Source organism: Caenimonas sedimenti, from assembly GCF_007833165.1.
GTDB lineage: Bacteria > Pseudomonadota > Gammaproteobacteria > Burkholderiales > Burkholderiaceae_C > Ramlibacter > Ramlibacter sedimenti.
On record NZ_VOBQ01000011.1, the window covers coordinates 287235 to 294775 of the forward strand.

A 7541-nucleotide genomic window follows, 5' to 3' on the forward strand; every position below is an offset into this window, starting at 1 on the left:
GTGAAAGGCACGCAACTGACCTTCGCCGTGCGCGGAGGCGCCAAGCAATGGGCGCTGGTCGCCCTGGGCAGCGCCCTGGTGTGCGGCGGGCTCTACGGCATCTACTGGCTGTTCGAAGGTTCGGGCGAGCTGACCGTCGCCGGCTACATCTTCCTGCTGGTGCCCGCGGCCGTGGCGGTGTTCGGCGTCTATGTGCTGGACATCGCCCTGATGGCGCGCACCACCTATGTACTGGGAGCGAGGACCCTGACGCACGCGCGCGAGTCCCTGTTCCAGCGCAAGCGCACGGAGATCGCGCGCGACACCGTCACCGCCATCACGCAGCAGTACTCGCCGCCCGGTGACTCGCACCCCGCCGGCCACCCTGGCGACTGGACGACGTTCGTCGTCTACACGTTGCCCGGCGAGAGGAAGGTGCGCGAGCTGGCGATCGATGGCTTGAACTCCCAGGCAGAAGCGCGCTGGCTGGGCCCGCTGCTGGCGAAGTGGGCGGAGGTCAAGATGAAGCGCGGGTTCGGTCCGGCGTTCGAGGAAGCGGACGCGGCGGGACTGCCAGACCTGAGCAGTCCGGCCGCCGAAGACAGATAAAGGAGGGAACCACGATGGAAGACGCGAGCGAAGAGAAGAAGGAACCACAAGCCGAGAAGAAGAAGCCCGAAGGCCTCTTCACCGGACAGATCTCGGGCTGGCAGATCCTGGTGGCCGTGGCCGTCGTGGGCTTCCTCCTCTACGGCAAGTGGCAGGACATGGCCAAGGCGGAGAACAAGTCGGCCGCCAATGTGCCGCAGGCACAAGCCAAGGCAGGCGCCGCGCCGGGCCCCAACATTTGTGACGGCTATCGAGCGTTGCTGCAGCCCTTGATCCAGGGCGGGCCGCAGACCGTGTTCAAGGGCGGCGGCAGCAAGCAGGACGCCAACGTGTTCGGATGCACGGCCACGGACGCCAGCCGCGGCAGGATCGCCATGCTCGCTGTACGCCGCAACCCCGATGCGGAGACGGAAGTGGCCAAGTACCGCAAGCTGTTCGATGCGATCAAGACGCTCCGCGTCGCTGACGAACCCGGCCTCGGCCGCATCGGCTTCAGCACGCTCGGCTCGGAGGCGGGCGACGGTGCGGAAGGCCTGGGCTACTACGGCCATTCGCAGGCCATGCTGTTCGAGGCGAAAGTGGCGCAGCTGAAGCCATCAGACCCCGCCCTCACGGACGCGGAGAAGCGTGGCGTGCGGGAATTGGCGGAGCGCTTGCTCCGTGACTTGAAGTAGGGTGACACCGATGACGCCACCGCCCGATCAGGCCCCAGGACAAGTCCAACGTTCGGGAGGACGCCGCGCCATGCTGGCGCTGGCCCTGCTCCTGAGCGTCGCATGGTGCTACTACCTCTTCGTGGCGGACGTGCAGCTGCGCACACGCCTGGACGCGGCCCTGGTCACGGTCCCCGCCGGCTTCGCCATGGTGCTGAAGGCGATCACCCTGTTCGCCATCTTCCTGATCCCCACGCTGTTGGTGTTCAACGTGCTTTCGCGCCTTGGGGCAGCGTTCGATGGCCCCAAGCTCTCGACGCAACAGATGCTCGAGGCCGTGCGCGAAGGCCACCGCACGGCGCAGGCACAGTCCCGCGAATTCATGGACGCCCAGCTGGCAAAGATGTCCGACGCGGAGGCCGCAGGCATGAGGCCGATCTTCGACGAGATTCAGCGCCGCTCGGCGGAAGACGCCGCCGCACGGGAGCAGCGCTACGCGACCGATCCCGAGCTGATGCAGCGGGAGATGCGTGCCACGATCGCGGAGATTCGGGCCAAGGCACGCGCTGGCTGAAACGTTGACGCTCGCGCGAGTCGGGCCGCAGAGAGGCAGTCCCTCACGTTTGGCTTGCCGTCGCCTCCGCGCCCGCCATCAACTCCAGGTTCTGCACCGCCGCCCCCGCGGCCCCCTTGCCGAGGTTGTCGAGCACGGCGCACAGCAGCACCTGGCCCGTGCGCGCGTTCGCGGCCACCGACAGGCTCATGGCGTTGGTGCCGTTGTGGATCTGCGGGTCGAGTCCAGGCGCAGCGCCTTCCGCGGCCAGCGGCAGCACGTGCACATCTTCACTGGCGCGATAGCGTTCGCTCAGGCACTCGTGAATGCGCGCCGGGCTGGCGTCGGCCGCCAGCAGCCGCAGGTGCAGCGCGATCGTCAGCACGATGCCTTGCCGGTAGCTCCCATAGGCGGGCACGAAGATCGGCGGCGCAGTGAGCCCGGCATAGGCCTGGATCTCGGGCACGTGCTTGTGCTGCAGGTCCAGCCCGTACACCTGCAGTGAAGGGGCGCCGCCGGTGGCCTCGATCTCTTCGGCGCCCGCGCGCCCCTTGCCCGAGTAGCCCGAGACCGCGTGGATTGCCAGCGGATAGTCGGGCGGCAGCAGGCCGGCATCGGTCAGGGGCCGCAGCAAGGCAACGGCCGCCGTGGGATAGCAGCCGGGATTGGTGACCCGCTGCGCCTGGGCGATGCGCTGCGGCTGCCCGGCGTCGAGCTCCGGCAGGCCATAGATCCAGCCGGGGCTCGTCCGGTGCGCCGAACTCGCATCGATGACGCGCACCGCCGGATTCTCGATCCAGGCCACGGCCTCGCGCGCCGCCGCATCGGGCAGGCAGAGGATGGCGATGTCGCAGTCGTTCAGCGCCGCACGGCGCGCAGCGGGATCCTTGCGCAATTCAGCAGGCAGGGTGCGCAGCTGGAAGGCGCGATCGCGCAGCCGGTTGCGCAAGTCCAGGCCGGTGGTGCCCTGGTCGCCGTCGATGAAAAGTTGGAGGTCCATGGCGGGACTTTAGGCAACACCCGACCAAAGGCAAAGCTGAATATCCTGAAGGCCAGATTCAGAATCCTTAAACTTGATGCCATGCGTGAACTCAGCCTGGACCACCTGCGGACGCTCGTCGCCATCGCGGATCTGGGCTCGCTCGCCGCCGCGGCCCGCGCCCTGCATCTGGCGCCGCCCACCGTCACGGTGCACATCGCCGACCTGGAGTCGCGGCTGGCGGGCCAGCTGCTGGTCCGCGGCCGCGGCCCCGCCGTGCCCACGGCGCTGGGCGAGCGCTTCATCGCGCGCGCCCGCCGCCTGCTGGCCGACGCCGACGACGCGGTCGAAGACGTGCGCCGGCAGCTGGCAGGCCAGACCGGCCGCGTGCGCGTGGGCGCATCGACCGGCGTCATCGCCCACCTGCTGCCGCAAGCCCTGGAGCGGCTGGCGCGCGACCATCCCGGCGTGGAAGTGCATGTGCAGGTGCTGACGTCGCAGGAGAGCATGAACCGGCTGGCGGCGGGCAGCCTGGACCTGGCCATCGTGGCCTTGCCCCAGCCGGACATGCGCGGTGTGCGCGTGACGGCCTTGCGCCGGGACCCGGTGCTCGCGTTCCTGCCGGCCAGTTGGGAGGCGCCAAAGCGCCTGACGCCGGCCTGGCTGGCGCAGCGGCCGCTGATCCTGAACGATGCGTCCACGCGCCTGTATCGCCTGACCGCGGAGTGGTTCGCCGCCGCCGGCGAGCATTGCCGGCCGCGCATCGAGTTGAACTACAACGATGCGATCCGCACGCTGGTGGCTGCGGGGTATGGGGCCGCGTTGTTGCCGCAGGAGGCGCGGGAGCCGCTGCTGGATGCGCGGATCGTCACGCGGCCATTGATGCCCGCGCTGTGGCGGAAGTTGGGGGTGGCGCTCAGGGAGAACGATCTTGGCGGGCCGACCGCGTTTGTCCGGCAGGCGCTGCTGGCGGATGCGGCACCACCACGCTAGGTCGCTGCCTCATCCGTGGGCGGCGGAGGCGCGACGATTTAGTTGGCGATTGCCCGCACGGAATGAGCGAAGCTGCTACGGTCCGGCATGGGCCATGAATTGTGCGACTACGCGCTGCTCTTCGCCCGCGAACGAGATGCATGGGCACGCCTGATGGCGAGCAAGGTCGACGGGCACTACGACCCGCGGCTCATGTCGGATTGGGTGGAGACCAGTCGCCGGTGCGCGACCCGCAGTGACGCCACCGACCCGGCTGGCCAGGACCAGAACGTCGAGCGGCACAGGTGGGACTACTCCCACCATCACCCGGGCGCGATCCTGTCGCCGGGCGGCTCTGCCGTGGGACACGATCCGGATGCGGGCCCTAGGACGCCTCCGGCGGCTTCGGCCCACACCCACGAAAGTCAAAAAATGAACAAGGACCAGGCACAGGGCATCGCCAAGGATATCGCCGGCAAGGTGCAGGAAACCGCGGGCCAGGTCACCGGCAACCGCGAGCAGGAGGCCAAGGGCATCCTGAAGCAAGTCGAAGGCAAGACCCAGGAGACGCTGGGCGACGCCAAGGAAATCGTCAAGGACGCGACGAAGTGACCGACCCGCGCAACGTGGCGCACGACAAGAAGGTGCAGCAGGAGAAGAAGCACCGCCACGAGGAGATCGCCCCCGGCGCGACCCACGCGGTGCAGCCTGGGAAGAAGCCGCACCTGGAACCCGTGGTCGAGGACAAGGTGCCGGATCCGGAATCGCCGAAAGACAGCGAGCAGATGCAGGGCTGATGCGCCTTGCGCCAGAAGGGAGCCGCGGCTCCCTTTTTTCATGCCCGTTTCTGCGGACCCACTGAGCGGCAGCGCACAGACGGCGCCGCCTCGTCCGGTCAACATCCCGGCAATTACCAAGGACCCGCAATGCGCAATTTCAATACCGGCAAGGCTCCAACGATGGTGGTCTGGGTCATCTCGCTCGTGCTGTTCATCGTCGCGGTGGTAGCCCAATTCGGCGTCGTCCGGATTCCGGAGCCGTTTGCGAGCTGGTCTTGGATCCTGGGGTTCGGGCTCTTGCTGGTGGCTTGCCGGGTGCGCGGGCTGTAGGCTCGAGCCGGCCCTCCCTACTGCGCGCGGTTGACGAGCTCGCGAGCCATCCGCTTTGCGATCCGGTGATCGCCGGGCCCCAAGTCCGGTAACTTGAGCCCCTCGTCGCCAGCCGCATGCATGTCACCACCGAAGTCGCTGTCGTAAAACGCACCGTCGCGTTGACCTCCGTCGTGATACGCAGCCATGGTTGAGCGGGTGAGATCTTCTCCGTGCGAAAGCGCGACGTACTGCCAGATCCACGCCTTCAAGGAATCCCCCTTGGCCAAGGCCCGCTCCGCTGCAGACCGCAGCCATTGCTCGTCACCTGATTCCGCCAAGCGTTCTTCAGCCCACGCATCGCCACTCTGAGCCAGCTCCTCCAGCGCCCATATGGACCCTTGCTTCGCTGCCGTGTGCAACCATGAAGCTCGCGATTCCGAGGTCGGGGCCGCTTCCGCCATCGCTTCCGCGTCCACATCACCAAGCAAGCGCTCGGCGAGTCGGAAGAATTCCCAATCGTCGAATGCATTCGCATACTCGAGTGCAGCAGCTCGGATGCCGCCTAAAGCCGCCGCCTTGAGGTGAGCCTCGTACCGCCGGAACTGCAGTTCCAACCGCAGATAGTCGTCCGCCCAGCGCCTCTCCATGGTTGTGAGAGTCCTGCCTTTCAGCGACTCCTCATAGAGGTACGAGCTCGGGAGCTTGCATTGGTAGAGCGCCGCCAGACGGTGATGCGCCTTCGCGTCCTTCCCCTGCGCTGCGACCTCCAAGGTGTCCAGAAGCAACCTCGACTGCAGCAGCCTATCCCGATCCACAGCGACCGTCCCGTTGGCAGGCGCCCTCTCGTCGTCGTCCCAATCGTCTTCGTCGTCCAGCTGCTCGTCATCGGGTGGTCGCACGGCGGAGGCGAGCACCTCGTCCAAAGTCGCCCACCGGATGAGCGAAAGTTGCCGCTCAGCGATAAATTTTTGCATGGCGCTGGCCAGCCTTGATGCGGTGTCCGACGCGTAGCCGAGATGCAGAGCCCGGCCGTTCAGTTGTGACAATCCAGCCGATGGCGGCTCGCCCACGCCACCGTCAGCCAGCACCGCTGCCGACAGAAATGCGGCCCACGAGGAAAAGCCGAACGCAGCGGCCAGAAGTTCATGCACATGGCTGCGCTTTACGGTGCAGCCGGCATGAGTTTGGAGAGTTTGCTGCGCAGCATGCGCAAGTTCTTTCACAGTCATGAGTCTTCCTTCAGTCAGCCTCGCCGAATCGGGTTAGTGCACGCGTTTAAGTCCCCGACGACGAGGTCAGAAGGCTGATCGATGACAGTGAAGGGAGATTGCCTGTTTCTACTCGCGTGCAAGTAGGGCGGGCGCCTTGTTTGGATTCTAGCGCGACCTCACTCTGTGCAAAACAAACTTGGGCCGGGCGCTGCCGGATGGTGGGCGCCATCTCCGTCATGCCGTAGGCCTGCGTGAACTCGGCCTGCGGCAGCAAGCGCCGGGCGCGGCCCAGCACCGCTTCGCTGGCACCTGCTGCCGACGACTCCGGAGCGCTTGGCGCGCGACCACCCGGGCGTCGATGTGCATGTCCAGGTGCTGACGTCACAGGAGAGCATGAAGCGGCTGGCGGCAGACAACCTGGACCTCGCCGTGTAGCCTTGCCACAGCCGAACATGTGCGGCGTCCGGACGAACGTGCTGCGCCGAGACCCAGTGCTCGCCTTCCTAGCGGCAAGCTGGGATGATCACCACCAATCGGAGCGCTTCATGAGTGATATTACGGCCCATTTTCATGCACACCGCATCCAGGAACTGCGGCGCGCGTTCACTCCGAAAAAATTGAAGACTCTCTGGAAGTCGGTCGTGAAGACTCAGATGCGAAGCTTCGACCTAGTTGATTTGCACGACTACTATGACTTCACACGGTCCATCGACGCGCGGACAAAGCAAATCTGTGACGTTGTTCTAGCGGGACGTTTCCGTGCAAGCAAGCCTTTGATCTACAGGCTGGAAAAGAAGCACGGGATCAAGCGTCACATGACAATTGCGTCCCCTTTTGACGCACTGGTGCTTCAAGCAATTGTGGAGGCAGTCCGAATCCGTTTAGAGCAGTCCCAACCCTCAAGAAATGCCTACTACAGTCGCGACAAGCACCACCTGAAGCTGCCTCACGAAATCAAGAAATCTCCCTATGACCTTTGGTGGCAACTTTGGCCAAAGTTTCAGAAAGACATATACAAGTTTAGCCAAGCGAAAAAGTACTTGGTAGTCACCGATCTCAGCAACTATTTTGACTCATTAGATCTTAAGAGTCTTCGTACTGCAATCGTCCACAAGATAAAGGCCCCGGAGGTTTTGATCGATCTGATGATGACAATTGTTGACGACTTGGGTTGGATGCCTGACTACCTGCCTCGCCGCCAAATGGGACTGCCTGTGATTCATTTGGAGTCATTCCGATTCCTTGCACATGTGTTTCTCTTCGATGCTGATGAAGTCCTGAAGAAGAGAACAGCGAATCACTTTGTGCGCTGGATGGATGACATAAATTTTGGAGCTGACACGAAGGAGGTCGCGCGCCAGACTCTTTGAACCGCCCCGGGATTTGAGGAGGCTCCTTCGATAGAGTATGGAGCCATATGAGGAAGTCACCCAAGTTCTCCCCCGAGGTCGTCGAGCGTGCCGTGCGCATGGTTTTCGACGCCAAGGACCAGTA

10 protein-coding genes are annotated in these 7541 nt (G+C 64.8%); 8 read left to right on the forward strand and 2 right to left on the reverse strand.

Translation table 11 applies throughout. The features are described 5' to 3' along the window. The 3 genes from FN976_RS14735 (at position 1) to FN976_RS14745 (ending at position 1815) form a co-directional block, all read left to right on the forward strand. The gene (locus FN976_RS14735) at positions 1-588 is read left to right on the forward strand and encodes a hypothetical protein (RefSeq protein WP_186510908.1); all 588 of its coding nucleotides are present in this window, start codon (positions 1-3) and stop codon (positions 586-588) included. Between the two features lie 14 nt (positions 589-602). Continuing rightward, positions 603-1262: a hypothetical protein gene (locus FN976_RS14740; protein ID WP_145893794.1), complete on the forward strand. Its 660-nt coding sequence runs from the start codon at positions 603-605 to the stop codon at positions 1260-1262. A 70-nt stretch (positions 1263-1332) separates the two neighbouring features. Beyond that, complete coding sequence (locus FN976_RS14745) at positions 1333-1815, forward strand: hypothetical protein (RefSeq protein WP_145893795.1); 483 nt, start codon at positions 1333-1335, stop codon at positions 1813-1815. Between the two features lie 43 nt (positions 1816-1858). Here the strand turns inward: FN976_RS14745 and argC are convergent, their stop codons facing one another. Further along, the gene (gene argC / locus FN976_RS14750) at positions 1859-2794 is read right to left on the reverse strand and encodes an N-acetyl-gamma-glutamyl-phosphate reductase (RefSeq protein WP_145893796.1); all 936 of its coding nucleotides are present in this window, start codon (positions 2792-2794) and stop codon (positions 1859-1861) included. Positions 2795-2875: 81 nt separating this feature from the next. Here argC and FN976_RS14755 point away from each other — a divergent pair, with 81 nt between their 5' ends. The 4 genes from FN976_RS14755 (at position 2876) to FN976_RS14770 (ending at position 4854) form a co-directional block, all read left to right on the forward strand. Beyond that, positions 2876-3766: a LysR family transcriptional regulator gene (locus FN976_RS14755; RefSeq protein ID WP_145893797.1), complete on the forward strand. Its 891-nt coding sequence runs from the start codon at positions 2876-2878 to the stop codon at positions 3764-3766. An 87-nt stretch (positions 3767-3853) separates the two neighbouring features. Beyond that, positions 3854-4357, forward strand: a complete 504-nt coding sequence (locus tag FN976_RS29720) for a CsbD family protein (protein WP_349291381.1) — start codon at positions 3854-3856, stop codon at positions 4355-4357. Beyond that, the gene (locus FN976_RS14765; protein WP_145893798.1) at positions 4354-4542 is read left to right on the forward strand and encodes a hypothetical protein; all 189 of its coding nucleotides are present in this window, start codon (positions 4354-4356) and stop codon (positions 4540-4542) included. The genes FN976_RS29720 and FN976_RS14765 overlap by 4 nt, the downstream gene beginning before the upstream one ends. A 129-nt stretch (positions 4543-4671) precedes the next feature. Beyond that, a complete protein-coding gene (locus FN976_RS14770) occupies positions 4672-4854 on the forward strand; it encodes a hypothetical protein (protein ID WP_145893799.1) in 183 nt (60 codons plus the stop codon). A gap of 17 nt (positions 4855-4871) precedes the next feature. Here the strand turns inward: FN976_RS14770 and FN976_RS14775 are convergent, their stop codons facing one another. Further along, entirely contained in the window at positions 4872-6065 is a 1194-nt protein-coding gene (locus FN976_RS14775; RefSeq protein ID WP_145893800.1) for a hypothetical protein, read from the reverse strand. A gap of 527 nt (positions 6066-6592) precedes the next feature. Here FN976_RS14775 and FN976_RS14785 point away from each other — a divergent pair. Continuing rightward, entirely contained in the window at positions 6593-7417 is an 825-nt protein-coding gene (locus FN976_RS14785) for an RNA-directed DNA polymerase (RefSeq protein ID WP_145893801.1), read from the forward strand. Positions 7418-7541 lie beyond the last annotated feature (124 nt).